The 18,317-nt window shown below is 74.3% G+C and carries 16 protein-coding genes and 1 pseudogene; 6 read left to right on the top strand and 11 right to left on the bottom strand.

Annotation, left to right across the window (positions count from 1 at the left end; genetic code table 11):
* Positions 1-98 precede the first annotated feature (98 nt).
* Positions 99-2,237 (top strand): serine/threonine-protein kinase, encoded by a 2,139-nt coding sequence (locus tag FH715_RS08030; protein ID WP_139642231.1) that lies wholly within the window; start codon positions 99-101, stop codon positions 2,235-2,237.
* A 98-nt stretch (positions 2,238-2,335) separates the two neighbouring features.
* Here the strand turns inward: FH715_RS08030 and FH715_RS08025 are convergent, their stop codons facing one another.
* Positions 2,336-3,619 (bottom strand): adenylosuccinate synthase, encoded by a 1,284-nt coding sequence (locus FH715_RS08025; RefSeq protein ID WP_139642229.1) that lies wholly within the window; start codon positions 3,617-3,619, stop codon positions 2,336-2,338.
* Positions 3,620-3,749: 130 nt separating this feature from the next.
* Here FH715_RS08025 and FH715_RS08020 point away from each other — a divergent pair, with 130 nt between their 5' ends.
* Positions 3,750-4,523 carry a diacylglycerol kinase family protein gene (locus FH715_RS08020; RefSeq protein WP_342782164.1) on the top strand — a complete coding sequence of 258 codons (774 nt, stop codon included), beginning with the start codon at positions 3,750-3,752 and terminating at the stop codon, positions 4,521-4,523.
* A 224-nt stretch (positions 4,524-4,747) separates the two neighbouring features.
* On the opposite strand, the gene FH715_RS08015 is transcribed toward FH715_RS08020, so the two are convergent.
* Positions 4,748-5,266 (bottom strand): GbsR/MarR family transcriptional regulator, encoded by a 519-nt coding sequence (locus FH715_RS08015; protein ID WP_139642227.1) that lies wholly within the window; start codon positions 5,264-5,266, stop codon positions 4,748-4,750.
* 81 nt (positions 5,267-5,347) lie between these two features.
* Between FH715_RS08015 and FH715_RS08010 the strand changes: the two genes are divergently transcribed.
* From FH715_RS08010 to FH715_RS07995, 4 genes are all read left to right on the top strand, one after another.
* Positions 5,348-6,391 carry an ABC transporter ATP-binding protein gene (locus FH715_RS08010; RefSeq protein WP_139642224.1) on the top strand — a complete coding sequence of 348 codons (1,044 nt, stop codon included), beginning with the start codon at positions 5,348-5,350 and terminating at the stop codon, positions 6,389-6,391.
* On the top strand, positions 6,388-8,061 hold the full coding sequence (locus FH715_RS08005; RefSeq protein WP_139642222.1) for an ABC transporter permease: 1,674 nt from the start codon (positions 6,388-6,390) through the stop codon (positions 8,059-8,061). Before FH715_RS08010 ends, FH715_RS08005 begins: the two co-directional genes overlap by 4 nt.
* Before the next feature lie 195 nt (positions 8,062-8,256).
* Positions 8,257-8,880, top strand: a complete 624-nt coding sequence (locus FH715_RS08000) for a hypothetical protein (RefSeq protein WP_139642220.1) — start codon at positions 8,257-8,259, stop codon at positions 8,878-8,880.
* Between the two features lie 10 nt (positions 8,881-8,890).
* Entirely contained in the window at positions 8,891-10,153 is a 1,263-nt protein-coding gene (locus tag FH715_RS07995; RefSeq protein ID WP_139642219.1) for a class F sortase, read from the top strand.
* Positions 10,154-10,237: 84 nt separating this feature from the next.
* Here FH715_RS07995 and FH715_RS07990 read toward each other — a convergent pair whose 3' ends face one another.
* From FH715_RS07990 to FH715_RS07950, 9 genes and pseudogenes are all read right to left on the bottom strand, one after another.
* Positions 10,238-11,038, bottom strand: a complete 801-nt coding sequence (locus FH715_RS07990) for an alpha/beta fold hydrolase (RefSeq protein ID WP_139642218.1) — start codon at positions 11,036-11,038, stop codon at positions 10,238-10,240.
* The gene (gene kynU, locus FH715_RS07985; RefSeq protein ID WP_139642332.1) at positions 11,035-12,225 is read right to left on the bottom strand and encodes a kynureninase; all 1,191 of its coding nucleotides are present in this window, start codon (positions 12,223-12,225) and stop codon (positions 11,035-11,037) included. Before kynU ends, FH715_RS07990 begins: the two co-directional genes overlap by 4 nt.
* A 221-nt stretch (positions 12,226-12,446) precedes the next feature.
* Entirely contained in the window at positions 12,447-12,860 is a 414-nt protein-coding gene (locus tag FH715_RS07980; RefSeq protein WP_139642217.1) for a DUF3151 domain-containing protein, read from the bottom strand.
* A gap of 80 nt (positions 12,861-12,940) precedes the next feature.
* Entirely contained in the window at positions 12,941-13,963 is a 1,023-nt protein-coding gene (gene fbaA / locus FH715_RS07975) for a class II fructose-bisphosphate aldolase (protein WP_139642216.1), read from the bottom strand.
* Positions 13,964-14,162: 199 nt separating this feature from the next.
* Positions 14,163-14,699, bottom strand: a complete 537-nt coding sequence (gene pyrE, locus FH715_RS07970; protein WP_139642214.1) for an orotate phosphoribosyltransferase — start codon at positions 14,697-14,699, stop codon at positions 14,163-14,165.
* Between the two features lie 10 nt (positions 14,700-14,709).
* Positions 14,710-15,522 (bottom strand): aldose epimerase family protein, encoded by an 813-nt coding sequence (locus tag FH715_RS07965; RefSeq protein WP_425472689.1) that lies wholly within the window; start codon positions 15,520-15,522, stop codon positions 14,710-14,712.
* A gap of 118 nt (positions 15,523-15,640) precedes the next feature.
* On the bottom strand, positions 15,641-16,660 hold the full coding sequence (locus tag FH715_RS07960) for an SRPBCC family protein (RefSeq protein WP_139642211.1): 1,020 nt from the start codon (positions 16,658-16,660) through the stop codon (positions 15,641-15,643).
* 74 nt (positions 16,661-16,734) lie between these two features.
* Positions 16,735-17,523 (bottom strand): annotated as a pseudogene (locus FH715_RS07955) (spermidine synthase); the annotation flags it as partial.
* Positions 17,520-18,104: a DUF2617 family protein gene (locus tag FH715_RS07950; RefSeq protein ID WP_139642210.1), complete on the bottom strand. Its 585-nt coding sequence runs from the start codon at positions 18,102-18,104 to the stop codon at positions 17,520-17,522. The pseudogene FH715_RS07955 and the gene FH715_RS07950, both read right to left, overlap by 4 nt.
* Positions 18,105-18,317 lie beyond the last annotated feature (213 nt).

Below are 18,317 nucleotides of genomic sequence, written 5' to 3'. Positions count from 1 at the left end.
GATCGGGAACCGATCGCGGTTCTCTTTCTGTCCTTCTCCCCGTGCGGGACCCCCCGTATGCTCTTGAGGTTTACCGGACCGAAGAGGAGTAGGACAGCATGAAACCGCTCGGGCCGACAGATCCCCAACGCGTCGGCCAGTACCGGCTGTTGGGGAAATTGGGCGCCGGCGGAATGGGCAGCGTCTATCTCGCCCGCTCCGACCGCGGGCGCACGGTCGCCGTCAAGCTCGTTCAACCCGAACTCGCCCGTCAACCGGAGTTCCGGCAGCGCTTCCAGCAGGAGGTGGACGCCGCACGCCGCGTCGGCGGGGACTGGACCGCGCCCGTGCTGGACGGCGACACCGAGGCGGCGACGCCCTGGGTCGCCACCGGCTACGTCGCCGGCCCCTCGCTGCACGAGGTGGTCGCCACCACCTACGGCCGGCTGCCGGAGCGCACGCTGCGCATCCTGGCCAACGGCCTGGTGCGGGCGCTGCGCGACATCCACGCGGCGGGGCTGGTCCACCGTGACCTGAAGCCGTCCAACGTGATGATCACCATCGACGGCCCCCGCGTGATCGACTTCGGCATCGCGCGCGCCCTGGAGGCCACCAACGAGGGCCTGACCAGGACCGGTGCCGCCGTCGGCTCCCCCGGCTTCATGTCGCCCGAGCAGTGCAGGGGCGAGACGCTGTCGGCGGCGAGCGACATCTTCTGCCTCGGTTCGGTGCTGACGTTCGCCGCCACCGGGCACACCCCGTTCGGCGACGCGAACAGCGCGATGACCGCGCTGATGCTGCGCATCGTGCAGAACCAGCAGGACCTCACCGAGGTGCCCGAGGGCATCAGGCCGTTGATCGAGGCGTGCCTGGCCCCGCACCCGGCCGAGCGGCCGACGCTGGACCAGCTGCTGGAGGCCACCGAGGCTCCCGAGGACGACGAGCCCTGGCTGCCCGGCGCCCTCATCGCCAAGCTGGGCCGGCACGCGGTAGAGCTGCTGGACTCCGAGGACCCGCTGCAGGCCCCGCCGGTGCCCGGCGCGGCGCCGACCCCGGCGATGCCGAACGTGCCGCCGACCCCGGCGCCTCCCGGCCACGCGCCGCCCACGCCCACCCAGTTGAGCGTGCCGTCGACGCCGCCGCCGAGCCCGCAGCCGAACGGCCCGGTGGACGCGATGGCCACGATGACCTCCAACGCGCCGCCCGGCGGCTACGGCCCGCCCGGCCAGGGCGGCTACGGCTACCCGCAGCAGGGGCAGGGTGGCTACGGCTATCCGCAGCAGGGCGACCCCAACAACCCGTACGGCGGCGGCTACGGCGGCTACCACCCGCAGGGCGGACCCGGCGGTCCCGGCGGCAAGAAGAACAACCAGACGCTGTGGATCGTGGTCGCGGCCGTCGCCGTGCTGGCCGTGGTCGCCGGCGTCGCGGTCTTCGCCCTGGGCGGGGACAGCGACGACGAGGCGGACGGCGAGAACGGGCCGACGACGGAGGAGACCGGCTCCACCGACCCCACCACCGAGCCCACGGGGGACCCCGAGCCGACCGAGGACCCGGAGCCCACCGAGGACCCGACCGGGGGCGGCGGGAGCGGCCAGATACCGTTCGAGATGGTCGGCGCCTGGGAAGGCGAGATGACCACCGGACGGGGTGAGGTCTTCTACCAGCGCATAGAGATCGCCGAGGGCTCCACCGGGCAGATCGTCACCACGCAGTACACGGCGTTGGAGGACGTGGTCTGCAAGGAGTCGTCGGCGCTGGTCAGCTACGACTCGGTCGCCACGATCAACAGTGACACGGTCGAGCAGACCTGGCCCTCCAGCGGCGGTTGCAGCCCCTGGGGCGAGCAGACGATGGAGATGAGCGGCGGCAACCTGGTGTGGAGCGCCGCCAGGTTCAACGTCGAGGCCGAGATGACGATGTCGGACACCTCCGCCAACTCCGACGCGATGCCGTACGCCATCTACGATTCCAACTGGGTCGGCTCCGGCATGACCTTCGACCCCGAGACCACCGCCCCTTCCGGCGAGACGGCGATGGTCGCCACGGGCGACGGCTGCACCTGGGAGATGCCGTTGGTCGCCGGCGGTCTCAGCGCCGAGCAGCTGATCGTGGGCCCCGGCGAGGCCACCTCCGGCGGCTGCGACCCGCTGCCCAGCTACCGCATCCACTGGACCGGCCTCGACGACCCGGACGAGATCACGTTCACCCCGCTCGGCGACGGTGCGGGCGAGTTCACGGCCCAGCGCGAGAGCTGACGCCGGCACGACCCTGAGAAGGAAAGGGGCCGGGTGGTGGTCGATCGACCACCACCCGGCCCCTTTCGCGCGTGACTCGTCCGCCAGGGGCGGGGGGCTCAGAGGAAGGAGTGCACCTGGATCGTCTCGTCCCGGCCCGGGCCCACGCCCACGGCCGAGATCCGGGCGCCCGACATCTCCTCAAGCGCCGCCACGTAGGACTGGGCGTTCTTCGGCAGGTCGGACAGCGACCTGGCCGCCGAGATCGGCTCCTGCCAGCCCGGCAGGTACTCGTAGACCGGCTCGGCGTGGTGGAAGTCGCTCTGGTTGTACGGGAGTTCGCTGACCTCGCGGCCGTCGATCCGGTAGCCGACGCAGACCGGGATACGCTCCCAGCCGCTGAGCACGTCGAGCTTGGTGAGGAAGAAGTCGGTGATCCCGTTGACCCGCACCGCGTAGCGGGCGATCACCGCGTCGAACCAGCCGCAGCGACGGTCCCTGCCGGTGGTGACGCCGAACTCGTGCCCCTCGGTCCGCAGCCGCTCGCCGTCCTCGTCGTGCAGCTCGGTGGGGAAGGGGCCGGCGCCGACCCGGGTGGTGTACGCCTTCAGGATGCCGATGACCCGGTCGATCCTGGTCGGCCCGACACCGGTGCCGGTGCAGGCGCCGCCGGCGGTGGGGTTGGAGGAGGTGACGAACGGATAGGTGCCGTGGTCGACGTCGAGCAGGGTGCCCTGGCCACCCTCGAAGAGGACCACCTTGCCATCGTCCAGCGCCTGGTTGAGCACCAGCGTGGTGTCGCAGACGTAGGGCCGCAGCGGCTCGGCGAAGCCCAGCAGCTCCTCGACGGCCTGCTCGACCTCGATGCCCCTGCGGTTGTAGATCTTGGCCAGCAGCTGGTTCTTGTGGTCGAGCGCGGCCTCGACCTTCTGCCGGAGAATCGATTCGTCGAAGAGGTCCTGGACGCGCACCCCCTGCCGGTTGATCTTGTCGGCGTAGGCGGGGCCGATGCCGCGTCCCGTGGTGCCGATCTTCCGCTTGCCGAGGAAGCGTTCGGAGACCTTGTCGAGCGTCTGGTGGTAGCCCGTGATCAGATGGGCGTTGCCGCTGACGAGCAGGCGGGAGGTGTCGATGCCGCGCTCGTTCAGCTCACGCACCTCGGAGAGCAGCTTGCTGGGGTCGACGACGACGCCGTTGCCGATCACCGGGGTGCACTCGGGGCTCAGCACGCCGGAGGGCAGCAGGTGGAGCGCGTACTTCTGGTCGCCGACGACGACGGTGTGACCGGCGTTGTTGCCACCCTGGTAGCGCGCCACATAGTCGACGGAGCCACCGAGCAGGTCCGTGGCCTTGCCTTTGCCCTCGTCACCCCACTGAGCGCCGAGCAGCACAAGTGCGGGCACAGGCGTACACCCCTTTCGAGCGGGGCATCTACGCTGTGCTGCCCCGGATCGACGAAACCCCTGCGCAATCGCGACAGGGGCTCTTGCACAGAGAGCTTACGGGAGACGCAGCCGGGAGGCGAACAGTCAGGTGTTCATCGTCATCGACCCGAGGGCCCGGCGCGTGGACGGGGAATCGGTCCGCATCGCCAGGGACGTGCTGAGCGCGGGCGCCGGCGGGGAGGTCAGGGTCTGCGTGCTGGAGCAGGGCGAGGCGCTGCCGAAGGCGCTCGCCAGGGGGAACGGCCGCCAGCTGGTGATCGTCGGTGACGACCGGGCGCTGCTGCGGGCCGTTCGGATGCTGCACAGCGAAGGGCACCTGAGCGCGCGGCCGTTGGGCGTGGTGCCGGTCGGCGGCTCGACGGCGGTGGCCAGCGCGCTGGGGGTGCCGACGGACGCGGTCGCCGCGTCCCGGGCGGTGCTGACCGGGCGCACCCGCCGGCTCGACGTGCTGACCGACGACGCGGGCGGGGTGGTGCTTGGAACGCTCGGCATCCCGGCGCCGCGCGGCAGGGGCCCGGCCTCCGGGTGGTGGCGCGCGGTGCCGTTCCCCCGGCCCCCGCGCCAGGGGCGGCCACGCGGGCGGGCCGAGCAGCGGCTGCGGGTGGAGGCCGACGGGCGGCTGCTGGCGGACCAGGACCGGCCGGTCGCCGAGGTCTCGGTGCGGGCGGCGGACGGCCTCGCGGACGTGGTGGTGCGGCCGGGGCCCCGGGAGGTGGAGGTCCGGGCGCGGGCGAGCTCGGTGACGGTCTCGGGACCGACGGGCTTCAGCTACCGGGCGAACGCGGTGGACCTGGGGCCCACTCGCGCGAGGACCTGGACGGTGCTCCCCGGAGCGCTCCACCTGGCCGGCGCGGCACCGTGACCCCGAACGCGCACCCCGTGCAGGGGCGCGGGGAACTGCGCGAGCAACCCAACGCCGGGCTCACGCCGACAACCCGCCCAGCCACGAAGCTCCGTAGTCGGCCAACCCCCGCCACACAGCATTCGCGCAGTTCCCCGCGCCCCTGACGGGGCCCGCCCCACCGACCAAGAAACCCGCACCTCACGGCGAACGCGCGCCCCTGACGGGGCGCGGGGCCGCCGGGCTCACGCGTTGTGTTCTACCGGGTGCCCGCTGACGGAACGCCTCGCGTGCCAGCGGTCCATGATTCCGCTCATCTCCTCCCCCAGGAAGGCCATGAAGTCGGCCGTCTCCTCCAGCCGGCGCCCCGCCGAGGAGTCCGCGCCGACGACGTCGACGCCCGCGCGCGCGGTGGTCTCCCAGCGCCGCAGGTACTGGTCGCGTTGGGTCATGGTCTCGTACCAGACGTCCTGGTGGAGCCGGTAGCGCTCGCGCCGCGAGCCGGGCTCACGCTCGCGGCTGACCAGGTAGATCTGCGCGAGGTAACGCACCGCGCCCGAGACGGCGGCCGGGGAGATCCGCAGCCGTTCGGCCAGTTCCGACGAGGTGAGGGCGCCCTCTTCCGAGACGGAGAGGCAGGCGAAGACACGGGCGGCCATCCGTTGGAACCCGGCGGCCAACAGGTCGGCGGCGAACCGTTCCACGAACTCGGAGACGGCCGGCGGATAGGGGTCCGCTTCGTCACGTGGGTGGTCCATGGTCATCCCGCCATCCTGCCAGCCGTCGCCGCGTTTCCGAGGATTCCCGAACTTCACAAATTCGTGAAACGAACGTAGCTTGTTGCCATGAAGTCCTCAAGCAACGCGATCGAGATCGCCGATCTGGTCAAGACGTTCGGCCCCACAAGGGCCCTGGACGGGCTCGACCTGACGGTGCGCGCGGGCGAGGTGCACGGCTTCCTCGGGCCCAACGGGGCCGGTAAGTCCACCACCATCCGCGTGCTCCTCGGCCTGCTGCGTGCCGACTCCGGCACCGTGCGGCTGCTGGGCGGGGACCCCTGGGGCGAGGCCGTCGCCCTGCACCGCCGGCTGGCCTATGTGCCGGGCGATGTCGAGCTGTGGCCCAATCTGACGGGAGGCGAGGCGATCGACCTGCTGGCCCGGCTGCGCGGCGGGCTCGATCCGAAGCGCCGCGCGCGGCTGCTGGAGCGTTTCGAGCTGGACCCGTCGAAGAAGGGCCGCACCTACTCCAAGGGCAACCGACAGAAGGTGGCCCTGGTCGCCGCCCTCGCCTCCCGCGCCGAGCTGCTGCTGCTCGACGAGCCGACGGCGGGTCTCGACCCGCTGATGGAGGCCGTCTTCCAGGAACTGATCGGGGAGGCGAAGGAGAACGGTCAGACGGTGCTGCTCTCCAGCCACATCATGGCCCAGGTCGAAAAGCTCTGTGACCGGGTGAGCATCGTCCGCCAGGGCAGCGTCGTGCAGTCCGGCTCGTTGGACGAGCTGCGCCACCTCACCCGCACCAGCGTGGAGGCCACCACGGGCCGGCCCGCCTCCGGCCTGGAGGAGCTGCCCGGCGTCCACGACGTGCGGGTGACGCCGGCCGAGGGCACCGGGCCGGACGCCACCCGCGTCACCTTCTCCGTCGACGGGCCGCACCTGGAGCGGGCCGTCAGCCGGCTCGCCGGGTTCGGGGTGCGGAGCCTGCTCAGCCACCCGCCGACGTTGGAGGAGTTGATGCTGCGGCACTACGGCGACCGGCACCACGGCGACCGGCACCACGGCGACAGCCGCCACGACGACAGCCCCCACGGCGACCCCCACGGCGACCTCCGCGGCGGCGAGAACGGCGACCACCGCGACGACGCGTCCCGGGCGGCCGGGCGATGAGCGGGGCCGCGACCGCGCCGGCCGCCGGGGCGGCCGAGGCGCCCGCCACCGCCCCCGCGCCGGCGGGCGGCCCCGCCGGCCCGTTCGCGGGGACCGGCACCATGGTCCGCTTCGCGCTGCGCAGGGACCGGGTCCGACTCCCCGTCTGGCTCGGGTTGTTGACGCTGACGACGGCGGCCTCGGTCGGCAGCTTCCAGTCCACCTACCCGGAGCCGGCCGACCGGGCCACGGTCGCGGAGACGTTCCGCTCCCCCGCCGGCCTGGCCATGTCCGGGCCCGAGCGCTACCTCGACGGGGGCTACTCGCTCGGCGCCATGACCGCCCATCAGCTGCTCGGCTTCTTCACGCTCGCCGTCGGGCTGATGGCGGTGCTGACCGTGGTCCGCCACTCCAGGGTGGAGGAGGAGTCCGGCCGCGCCGAACTGGTCCGCTCCGGGGTGCTCGGCCGGCACGCCCAACTGGCCGCCGCGCTGCTGGTGGCCGGCGGCGCCTGCCTGCTGCTGGGCGCGCTGCTCGCCGGAACGCTGGCCTCGATGGGCGTGGAAGGGGTCACCGCCGGGGGCGCCGCGCTCTACGGCGCGGCCTCCGCCACGCTGGGGCTCGCCTTCACCGGGGCGGCGGGGGTCGCGGCGCAGGTCACCCCGTTCTCCCGGGGCGCCACCGGGCTCGGCTGCGCGGTGCTGGGCGCGGCCTACGCGCTGCGCGCGGTGGGGGACGTCGGGCCGTCGGCGTTCTCCTGGCTCTCGCCGATCGGCTGGGCGCAGCGCGCCTACCCGTTCCTCGACGACCGCTGGTGGCCGCTGCTGCTCCACCTGGGGCTCGCCGCCGCGGCGACCGTGGCCGCGTTCTGGCTGAGCACCCGCAGGGACCTGGGCGCGGGGCTGCGACCGGCGCGGCCGGGCCGCCCGGGGGCGGTGGCGTGGCTGGCGATGCCGTTCGGCCTGGCCTTCCGGCTGGGCCGGGGGCTGACGCTGGGCTTCGCCGCCGGCGCCCTGCTCTTCGGGGTGATGCTGGGGTCGGTGCTCTCCGACGCCGAGCAGATGCTGGAGGAGGTCGAGGAGATGGCCGCCCAGCTGGTCGGCGCCTCGACCACCGACATCTTCATCTCGGTCTGTCTGACCATCCTGGCCGGCGCCGGGCTGGCCGCGGTGGTGGCCGCGCTGACCAGGGCGCGCGCCGAGGAGACCGGCGGCAGGGCCGAACCGCTGCTGGCCACCGCGCTGTCCCGAACGGCGTGGATCGGCGGCCAGTTGGCGTTCGCGCTGGGGGGCGCCACGCTGGTGCTGCTCGCCGCCGGGCTCGGCCTGGGCGCGGCGGGCGCGGCCTCCGTCGGGGACGCGGCGCTGCTGCCCGAGGTGGCGCTGGCCTCGTTGGCCTACGCCCCCGCGGTGTGGTTCACCGGCGGCGTCACGCTGGCGCTCTACGGCTGGTTCCCCCGGGCGACGGCGGCGGCGTGGGCGATTCCGGGGTACGCCATGGGGGTCGTCTTCCTGGGGGAGGTCGTGAACCTGCCGCGGGCGCTGCGCGAGCTGTCGCCGTTGACCCATGTGCCGAGCGTGCCGGCCGAGGGGTTCGAGGCGGTGCCGCTGCTGGTGCTCACCTTCCTTGCCACCGGCCTGAGTTGGCTGGGCGTGCTCGGGCTGCGTCGCAGGGACCTGGGACTGCCCTGAGGCGGGCGGCCCCCAGGGGTGAACGGGGGCGGCGCTGACGGACGGTCAGCGCCGCCCCCGAGCGCACCCCCCCTGACGGAGCAGCGATGCACCCTCGGGGACCCGTTCCGGATGCGGAGTCGATCACTGACTGTTCGCATGGGTGACAGCACGTCACGCACCCCGCGTGCGGCATAGCCCGGAGGTCACCCGCACATGAAGCGCAACCGCATTCCCCTCGTTCCCTCGGCCAGACCGCTGGCGCTGGCCGCCGTCACCGCCGCGCTCACCCTCGGCCTCTCCGGCCAGGCGATCGCGCAGGACCGCGAGCCGGCCCCCGAGGAGGTCTCCGAGATCTCGGAGGCCGTGCCCCAGCAGGGCCTGGCCGTGTTGGAGGACGCCAAGCCCGCCTGGGACAACGTCGCCCCCCTCACCATCTCCCCCGCCTCCGGCGACCCCGGCACCTCGGTGACGGTGCGCGCCAACTGCCGCCCGGACGGCCCGGCCCGTTCCGACGCCTTCAAGGAGCCGGTCAACCTGCGTCGCGGCGACGCCGGCCAGTGGGTCGGCACCGGCAAGATCAAGCACGGCCTGAAGGTCGGTCGCGGCTACCCCGTCACCGTGAACTGCGCCGACGGGGTGCAGCTCACCGCCACGTTCACCGCGACCGCGGGCACCCCGAGCGGCGGCGCCGAGGCCGGCTTCGGCGGCTCGGGCGGCTCGCGCGACGGCGGCACCCAGGCGACGGCGCTGGCGATCGGCGGCGGCGTGGCGGTGGCCGGCGGCGTGGGGTACGTCTTCCTCGCCAGGCGCCGTCGCTCCGGCAACCACGCCTACTAAAGGGAGCCCAGTGGCTAGGAACCGGCGCGCGGCAGCCAAGCCGCGCCTTCCCCGGCTGCCGAACGCGCTGCGCGCCGGCCCCGGTTGGCCGCGCGCGCTGGCGCGGGTGCGGCGCCACCTCGCCGCGCCCCGCCGCGCCGCCCCCCGCCTCGCCGCGCCCCGCCACGCGGCGGGGCCGGCGCCGGCCGGGCGCGTGGCCGCGCCGCGGCGGCTGGCGGCCCGCGCGGCGGCGGCGCTGCGGCGGCTGACGGGCGGCCTGCGCGACGCGGGTCCCGCGACGGTGCGGCTGGTGCGGGACCGGAAGGGCGGCGCCTCGCTCGGCCAGGCGCGGGTGGCGGTGGCCACGGCGGTGCGCGGCGCCGCCGGGCCGCCGCCCCCGCCGCCCGGCACCCGCACCCGGCACCAGCGGCAGTCGCTGCGCACCCGCCGGCTGGAGACCACGGTCGCGGTGACGGTGGTGGTGGTCGGGCTGCTGGTCGGCGTCTTCGCCCCGAGCGGCGGCGACGCCTCGGTCCGCGAGGCCCGCGCGTCCAGCGACATCGCCGAGGGGGTCTCCCGGCCCGACGCGGTGGACGCGCCGGCGGCGGCCCCCGACGCGGGCTCCACCGCGAACCTCGGCGGCTCGGGCGAGTCGGGAACGGCCGCGGTCGCGCAGCCGCTGGAACGTTCCGTGCCCATCCGGATCCGCATCCCCTATCTGGCCACCGACGTCGAGGTGTTCGGCGCCGACCTGACGCCGGACGGCGGGCCGCCCTCCCCCTCCGAGGAGGACGCCCAGCGCGCCGCCTGGTACGCGGGCGGAGTCTCGCCGGGCGAACGCGGCGCCGCCATCCTCGTCGGCCATCTGGACACCTACGACGGTCCGGCGGCCTTCGCCGGGCTCGGCTCGCTCCAGCCGGGCGAGACCATCGAGGTCGACCGGGCCAACGGGGACGTCGCCGTCTTCACGGTCGACTCCGTCGAGCAGTACCCGAAGTCGGACTTCCCCGACGAGCGGGTCTACGGCTCGGTGACCTCGCCCCAGCTCCGCCTGATCACCTGCGGCGGGCGGTGGACGCAGGACGGCGGCTACGACTCCAACATCGTGGCCTACGCCCGCCTGACCGACTCGGGAACGTACGCGCCCGAGGTCCACGACGCGTACGCGGAGCCCGCGCCGGAACCCGCCCCACTCCCGGACCCAGGGCCCGACCCGGGGTCGGGACAGGGGCTGGAGCCGGGGCTGGAGCCGGAGGCGTACCCGGAGCTGGACCCGATGTGGAACGGCGGGTGAGCGCGGCCGTCCCCCGCTGGCCCGTCAACCCGCCCGCTGCCGCCCACCCCGCCCCGCTGGCCCGTCACCCCGTCCCGCTGGCCGTCAGTCCGCCCGTTCCGCACGCCCCGCCGGACAGCGCGGCTCACACCCGGCGGCGGCGGCCCGCGCCAGCCGGTCCAGCAGCCAGGTCCCGGCCGCCAGCGCCGGGACCATCGGCGCGTAGTGGCCGACGCCGGGCAGCAACGCCAGCCCGGCGCCGTGGCGTTCCGCGAAACGGCGGGACAGCTCGGCGGGCACCTGGCCGTCCTCCGCGCCGTGCACCAGCGTGACCGGCACCGGGGGGCTGGGCCTCCGGAACGGGTCGGCGGCCTCCAGCGCCGCGTCGAGCCCGCCCTCGGCGCCCTCCAGATACGCCGTGGTCGCGCCCCGGCCCAGGTCCAGCTCGACCGCGCGCGCCAGGTCGCTGACGGCCGCCACCCCGAACACCTCGCCCACCCGGGGGTGGTCGGCGGCGACAAGCGCGAGCTGGCCGCCGGCCGAGTGCCCCACCAGCACCACGGGCCGCTCCCCCGGCAGCGCTTCGAGCGCCGCCCGCACGTCCCGGCCCGTCGCCGGCCAGCCGCCGCCCCCGCCGACCCGCCGGAACTCGGGCACCGCGACCGCGACCCCGCGCGCCGCCAACGCCCGCGCGAACGGCGTCAGATGGGAACGGTCGAACGCCTCGCGCCAGAACCCGCCGTGCAGCACCACCACCGCCGGGTCGCCGGGGCCGTGCAGGTCGACCAGGTGCGCCGGGTGGTCCCCGTAGCGCACGGTCGCCTCGGGCGCGACCGGGTCGAACGGCGCGAGCAGCGCCGCCATCTCCACCGCGTCCACGCCACTCTCCGGCGCCCCGCCCGTCATCGTTCCTCCTCGCCGGCCAGCAGCGCGCCCAGCGTCGCCGCGGCCCTGACCGTCTCCGTGAACCCCGTGTACAGCGGGGTGAATCCGAACCGCAGCACGTCGGGCGGCCGGTGGTCGGCGACGACGCCGCGCGCGACCAGCCGTTCCAACAGCCCGGCCGCGTCGGCGTGGCGCAGCGAGACCTGGCTGCCGCGCCTGGCGTGCTCGGCCGGCGTCAACGGCTCGACGGCGCCCGGCTCCACCAGCGCGTCCACCGCCTCCAGGAAGAGGTCGGTCAGCGCCAGGCTCTTGGCGCGCACCGCGGCCAACTCCACGCCGTCCCACGCCTCAAGCGCCGCCTCAAGCGCCGCCATGGACAGCAGGTCGGGCGAGCCGACGCGCAGCCGGCGGATGCCGGCGTGCGGGGCGTACTCCGGGCTCATCGCGAACGGTTCGCTGTGGCCCCACCAGCCGGGCAGCGGGGTGTCGAACCGCGGCAGGTGCGCGGACCGCACATAGGCGAACGCGGGCGCGCCAGGACCGCCGTTGAGGTACTTGTAGGTGCAGCCGACGGCGAGGTCGACGCCGTCCCTGTCGAGCGCCAGCGGCAGCGCGCCGGCGCTGTGGCAGAGGTCCCACAGCGAGAGCGCGCCCGCCTCGCGCAGGGCCGCCGTCAGCGCGGGCAGGTCCCGGAGTTCGCCGACGCGGTAGTCGACGTGGTTGACCAGGGCGACGGCGGTGCGCGGCCCGGCGGCCCGCGCGAGGTCGGCGGCCGGCACCGCCCGCAGCCGGCGGCCGGTCATCCGGGCCGCGGACTCGGCGACATAGCGGTCGGTGGGGAAGGTCTCGGCGTCCAGCAGGATCTCGTCCCGCGCGTCGTCGGCCAGCCGCACGGCCCCGACCAGCAGCTTGAAGAGGTTGACGCTGGTGGAGTCGCCGACCACCACCTGCCCTGGCGCCGCGCCCAGCAGCGGCGCCAGCCGGTCGCCGACGCGTTCGGGAGCGCTGTCCCAGCCCGACTCGGTCCAGGACCTGATCCGCAGCCGCCCCCACTCCTCGGCGACCACCTCGGCCATCCGGCCGGGTACGGAACGGGGCAGCGCGCCCAGGGAGTTGCCGTCCAGATAGACCGTGTCGTCCAGCACGAAGCGCTCCCGCAGCGGGCGCAGCGGGTCGGCCGCGTCCAGCGCCTCGGCGCGGGCGATCAGCCGTGCGGCCCGGGTGGGGCGGTCGTCCCGATCGTCGCGGTCGCGCGCGGATCTCGCGGGTGGGTTCACGTGCACTCCGTCCGTCTCCCGATGCGTCGACGCGCACCGTCGAAGGCGCCCCACCAGCGAAGGCGCCCCACGGGGGAGCGCCTTGTGATGCCGGCGTGGCCGGGCTTGCCCCGCTGGCCCCGGGAGACCCGGGGGGCGAGGGCCGGGGGTCTCTACGAGAGGGTGTCCGCCGCCGTCGGGGAGCTGTCCCGCAGGAACTGCGTGCAGCGCTCGTGCTCCTCCTGCTCGCCGATGGCGCCGGCGGCGCGGGCCAGGGCGTGGAGGGCGCGGAGGAAGCCCCGGTTGGGCTCGTGCTCGAACGGCACCGGGCCGTGGCCGCGCCAGCCGCTGCGGCGCAGCGCGTCCAGGCCCCGGTGGTAGCCGGTCCTGGCGTAGGCGTAGGACTCGACGGTCCTGCCGTCGACGAAGGCGTCGTCGGCGAGTTGGGCCCAGGCGAGGCTGGAGGTGGGGTACTTGGCCGCCACCTCGGCGGGGGCCGTGCCGGAGGCCAGCAGCTCGCGCGGCTCCGGGTCGTCGGGCAGATGGGTCGGGGGCGGTCCCCCGAGCAGATTCTCGTGCGTGACCATGGTGCCCAGTCTGCCCCTTCCGCGACGGCCGCGCCCAGTCGTCCCCCCGGTGGTTTCCCGGACGCGGCCCCGCGGCGCGGCTACTTCAGCCTGGTGCCGGCCGAACGCAGGTCGCGGCAGGCGCCGGTGACCCGCTCGGCCATGCCCGCCTCGGCGGACTTGCCCCAGCTGCGCGGGTCGTAGGTCTTCTTGTTGCCGACCTCGCCGTCGACCTTGAGGACGCCGTCGTAGTTGCGGAAGACGTGGTCCACGATCGGGCGGGTGAAGGCGTACTGGGTGTCGGTGTCCAGGTTCATCTTGACCACGCCGTTCTCCAGCGCGGTGGCGATCTCCTCGGCGGTGGAGCCGGAGCCGCCGTGGAAGACGAAGTCGAACGGCTCCTGCTTGCCGGTGGCCTTGGCGACGCCCTGCTGGAGGTCGCGCAGCAGCTCGGGGCGGAGCACCACGTTGCCCGGCTTGTAGACGCCGTGCACGTTGCCGAAGGAGGCGGCCAGCAGATACCGGCCGCGCTCGCCGGTGCCCAGCGCCTCCGCGGTGCGCAGCGCGTCGTCGACGGTGGTGTACAGCTCGTCGTTGATCTCGTGGGTGACGCCGTCCTCCTCGCCGCCGGTGGGGGTGATCTCCACCTCCAGGACGATCCGGGCAGCCGCGGCCTTGGCGAGCAGCTCGGCGGCGATCTCCAGGTTGTCGCCCAGGGTCTCCGCGGAGCCGTCCCACATGTGGGACTGGAAGAGCGGGTTGAGCCCCCGGTCCACACGCTCCTGGGAGATGGCCAGCAGCGGGCGGACATAGCCGTCCAGCTTGTCCTTGGGACAGTGGTCGGTGTGGAGCGCCACGTTCACCGGGTACTTCTCGGCGACGATGTGCGCGAACTCGGCCAGCGCGCGGGAGCCGGAGACCATCTCCTTGCTGTACTGGCCGCCGAGGAACTCGGCGCCACCGGTGGAGATCTGGACGATCCCGTCGCTCTCCGCCTCGGCGAAGCCCCGCAGCGCGGCGTGCAGGGTCTGCGTCGAGGTGACGTTGATGGCGGGGTAGGCGAACTTGCCGGCCTTCGCCCGGTCCAGCATCTCGTTGTAGACCTCGGGGGTCGCGATGGGCATCTGTCCGCTCCTTGGAGAGTGTGCGATGGGCTGGTACTCGACATCAGGAGACGTCTTCGTCGGCGTCCCGCGCGTCATCGTCGGGGCCATCTTCCCAGACGGGGGAAGGCGGCCGTAACTGCCCGCCGAAGTTTCACGTGAAACCGTGACACTGGGTAGTGAACGCAGGTCAGCCCAGGCCGGTCGAAGCCAACCCGGGTCAGTCCAGGCCGAGATCCGCCAGGTCGAACGCCGCGTAGTACGGCAGCCCCGCGGCCTCGATCGCCGGCGCCGCGCCGCGTTCGACGATGACCGCCACCGCGACCACCTCGGCGCCGGCCTCGCGCAGCGCCTCCACCGCGGTGAGCACCGAGCCCCCGGTCGTCGAGGTGTCCTCCAGCGCCAGCACCCGGCGGCCCGTCACGTCGGGGCCCTCGATCCGCCGCTGAAGCCCGTGCGCCTTGCCGGCCTTCCGCACCACGAAGGCGTCCAGCCGCTCGCCCCGCGCCGCCGCCGCGTGCAGCATCGCGGCGGCCACCGGGTCGGCGCCCATGGTCAGCCCGCCCACCGCGTCGTACTCCAGATCGGCGGTCAGGTCGAGCATCGTCTGGCCGACCAACGGGCCGGCCTCGCCGTCCAGCGCGACCCGGCGGAGGTCGAGATAGCGGTCGCTCTCCTGCCCCGAGGAGAGAATCACCCGGCCGTGGACGACGGCCTTGTCCTTGATCTGCTGGAGCAGTCGTGTGCGCGCGCTCATGGCCACGACCCTATGCCAGCCGCCACTCCCACCGGGTGGAGACCTCCAGGGGCTCCAGCTCGGTGACCAGACGCGGATGGGTGTTCAGTCCGTTGGGCGGGCCGGACTGCGGCTCGACGCAGACCGCCTCGGGGACCTCGTCGTAGACCACGACCCACTCCTCGCGGCTGCGCACGGTCAGCTCCAGCTGCTCGGGCCAGCTCAGCCGCACGTCGACGCCGTCCGGCATCCCGAAGCAGTCGTCCCAGGGACCCGGCTTGGGCTCCATGCGGTGCCCCGTCGGCAGGTGGTCCTCGCCCCGCTCCTCCTGCCATTCCGGGCTGAAGTCGATCTCCACCGGCCGGCCGCCCGCACCGAGCCGCCGTTGGAACCAGGGGTGCCAACCGGCCTGCGCCGGAAAGGAGTTGCCGGCGGTCTCCACGCCGAGGGTGAGGGTGAGCGAGCCGCCGTCCTCGGCCAGCTCGACCAGCTGCGTCACCCGGCCCGGGTAGGGCCAGGGCTCGACGAGGTCGCAGAAGAGAGCGACCGAACGCTCGTCCACCCGGGCCGTCCGCCACGGGCGCCGGCGCACCGTGCCGTGGATCGCGTGCTCTCCCGCGTCCAACGGGAGCCGGTGGTCGACGGGTCCGTTGCGGAACCTCCCCTGCCGGGTGCGCCCGCACCAGGGCGCCATCACGAAGGAGCCGTAGCGCTCGCCCTGACGCAGCACTTCCAGGCCGCCGATCGACAGCGACGCCAGCCGCGCCCCCTGGTCGGGGCGGACGGTCAACTCGGCAGCGCCGGCTCGGAGCCGAATCCCACGTTCACTGTCATCGATGGTCACCCCACGACGATAACGATCTGATGTATCAAATGACTAATGATGGCCGCGCCCCACGGCGCGCCCCCCTGCGCCCCACACACCACCCCCGCGCCTCCGGGCGCCGCCCCGGCGCGAGCGGTCAGCGGCGCCGCAGCGCCCGGCGCAACGCCACCGCCGACGCCACGGCCAGCGCCGCGGCCGGGGCCGCCCAGCGCAGCACCGCGACGGAGCGCCCACGCTCCTCGGGCGCCGGCTCGGGGGCGTAACGCCCGCGCGGTGGGGCGTGATCGACCTCCTCCGCGCTCCTGCCGATCATCGTGCGCCTGGCGTGGTCGGCCTCCGGCGCGGGCAGCGCCGAGGGCTCGGCCCGCTCGGGGTCGAGCGCGGACGGGGTGCCCTCGCCACGCCCCGCCGCCGCCCCCGGCTCCGTCAGCGGCTCCGAGGCCGCCGGCTCCGCCGGGCTCTCCGCGCGCGGCGCGGCCGGCACGCCCGGCGCGGGCGCCGCCTCGCCGCGCGACTCCCCGGCGGGCTCGCCGGCGTCGCCCGGGTCCTCGGCCGTCTCCCCCGCGCCCTCGGCGCCCGCCGCCCCGGGAGCCGGGGCCGGCGGCTCGCCGCCGGGCGCCGCCGGGATCCCGGGGATCGCCCGCTCGTTGTCGTCCGGCTCGCCGATCCCGCCGCCGGTCGCCGGCGGCGTCCGCGCCTCCTGCGACAGCTCGTCGGCCAGCGCCGCGGCGAAACGATCCAGCAGGCGTCGCCCCGCCGACTCCCGCTGACCGTCGCTGAGTTCGGCCAGCCGGCCGGTCGCCGTGAGCCGGCCGTCGACCGCCAGCGCGCAGCCGGCACCGCCGTCCACCGCGCGAGGAGTGACCGACAGCTCCAGGGTGGCCTTGCCCGAGCCCCTGGCCTCCTCGCCCTCGGCGCGCACCACGTGCGCCTCGCCGTCGGCCGCCACGGTCAGCGCGCCGCGGTAGGTGATGGTGGAGGAGCCGACGCGCAGCCGCAGCCGGCCGCGGATCGCGTCCGGCGCGGCTTCCCTGTCGGCGGGCGTGCCCGCCTGGGCCGGTTGGAGCCCCGGCACGCAGCGCGCCAACCGCCGGGGCTCGGCGAGGGCGCTCAGGACGACAGCGGGGGCGTACGGGAGGTAGACCTCGTGCTCCATGGCGCGGAGCCTACCCACTGATCGGCGCATATGTTACTGGTCGGGCCAAACGCACCGCGCGCCGCAGGCGTCTCGCCACGCACCGTCGCCACCTGCTCCTCGGTGCGCTGGCGCAGCAGCCGCTCGGCGCGCTCGCCCAGCGAGTCGACCGCCAACGTGCAGCACAGCAGCACCGCCGTCACCCCCAGCACCACCAGCGTCAGCCGCCCGAGCGTGGCCCGACCGAGGTCGCCCCGGAAGAGCCAGAGCACCACGGCGCCGCCGGCCAGCGCGTTGACGACGCCGGTGAAGAGCGCCGCGTTGAGGTGACCGAGCAGCGGCAACAGCAGGAAGGGGAAGGCCAGTCCGCCCAGCAGCGCCCCCACGTAGTCGGCCGCCGAGAGGTCGGCGACCGCGCGCCCCGCGTCCTGCCGCCTGATCCGCTGGATCAACGTCATCAGCAGCGGCATCTCCGCGCCGATCAACAGCCCGATGGTCAGCGAGAAGAGGATCAGCGCCGGCCTGATCTCCCCCGTCCACAGGAAGCACAGGTGCAGCACCGTGGCCGAGCAGCCGCCGACCAGCGCCAACAGGGCTTCCACCAGCGCGAAGTTGACCGAGGCGCGCTGCCGCAGCCGCTTGGCGCCGAGCGAGCCGATGCCCATCGCGAAGACCATCGAGGAGAGCACGAGCGAGGTCAGGGTGACCGTGTCGCCCGCCAGGTAGTCGGCGAGGGCGATCAACTCCAGCTCGTAGACCAGCCCGCAGGCCGCGCAGACGAAGACCGCGGCCAGCACCAGGGCCCGCCCCACCCCCGGCGGCACCGGGAGCGTCGCGCCGGTGGGGGGATCGCCCGCGCACTCGGCTTCGGACGTCTCGATCATGAACCGAACGTTACGTCACACCTCGAACTCGCCCTGTCACCCACAGGAGTGGACTTCCCGACGGTCTCCACGGTGCGCAGCGCCCCCACCACCCGCGTCCTGGTGGCCACCAGACGCCGCTCCTGCGGATAGGAGTGCCAGGTGCGCCAGTGCACCTGGCCGTCCTGCCGCTGGGCGAGCAGCGCGGTGAACGCGTTGGGGTCGCCGGGGAACAACGCGGCCAGCCCGTGGGGGTGTTCGGCCACCAGCGCGAGCAGCTCCTGCGCCCGCCCCGCGAAGGAGCCGGCGCTCAGCGTCTCCACGTGCGCGGCGAACTCGTAGTCGAACTCCCCGAGCCGGCGCGAGACGCCCAGCGGCAGCGGGGAGTTGTCCCCCGCGAGGCACGCCACGGTCTCCGCGCAGGCACCCCTGCTGCCGTTGAGCAGCACCTGGTGCGAGGCGCCGAGGACCCTCAACTGCACGGATGTGTCCGCGAGTTCGAGGTCGAGAGTGGCCAGCGCCGGCTGTGGTCCGCACTCCAGCGACCAGGTAAGGTCACCCGCCCGGGTGTCGGTGAAGGTGGTGTTGATGGTCGTCAGCATGGAACCGCCCCGCATGACACGCAGTTGAGGGCGGTGCGCCCGACCCTCCCAAGAGCAACGAATCCACCGAACCACGGAACTCCCCACGCCCACAGGCGTTTTACCCAACTCCGGGGGTTTTCCCCCGCGAGGGGACAGGCTAGGTCAGGTGTCCACTAATCGGCCGTCCGACTATCGGACGACAAGGGGCTGTCAACGCGCGGAGACCGGGGC

Origin of the sequence: Streptomyces sedi (assembly GCF_006335015.1) — a bacterium.
Taxonomy (GTDB): Bacteria; Actinomycetota; Actinomycetes; order Streptomycetales; family Streptomycetaceae; genus Streptomyces; species Streptomyces sedi.
This window is presented reverse-complemented; position numbering and strand designations above follow the sequence as displayed.